At 73.4% G+C, this 504-nt stretch carries 1 pseudogene; it reads right to left on the bottom strand.

Annotation, left to right across the window (positions count from 1 at the left end):
* Positions 1-248: 248 nt before the first annotated feature.
* A pseudogene (locus CCN29_RS36775) lies at positions 249-504 on the bottom strand (hypothetical protein); the annotation flags it as partial.

Raw genomic sequence — 504 nt, 5'->3', positions numbered from 1 at the left:
CCCCGCTGCCGTACTTGTGGGTCGACCGCTGGCATACGGCGCACGGTCCGATCTGGTCGGACGGGCAGGTACGGGCCGACACGTCCGGCTCGGTCACAGGCGGTACAGGGGTGCTGCTCATGGCTTCCTCTTCTCGTCGGCCGACCCCGCGGCCGACTCGAACAGAATAGAACGGGCCCGGTGCCGCGACGTGCAGCCGGCCCGCTCCCGACGTGGCGTGACGCAGCCCCCCGTACGCAGGATCCGCGTCACGTCACCTCCCGGCTCCGCTCGGCGTACGCCCGCTCAGCAGCCTCCAGAGCCGCGCGCAGGTCCGCTGCGATCTCGGGCAGCGTCGCAGGGACCCGGGAGGGCCTCCACACGGCCAGAGCGTGGTCCCGGCACAGGTCCACCCAGCGATGTCCGGCACCGGCGAAGGTCACGGCGCGGGCGGTCACGGCCATGTGGCCGCAAGCCGAGCAGGGGCGCGGCGGCATGGCCGTGACGCGGTCAAGGGTGGGGCGC

It is taken from the genome of Streptomyces pseudogriseolus (genome assembly GCA_002154585.1).
Taxonomy (GTDB): domain Bacteria; phylum Actinomycetota; class Actinomycetes; order Streptomycetales; family Streptomycetaceae; genus Streptomyces; species Streptomyces pseudogriseolus.
This window is presented reverse-complemented; position numbering and strand designations above follow the sequence as displayed.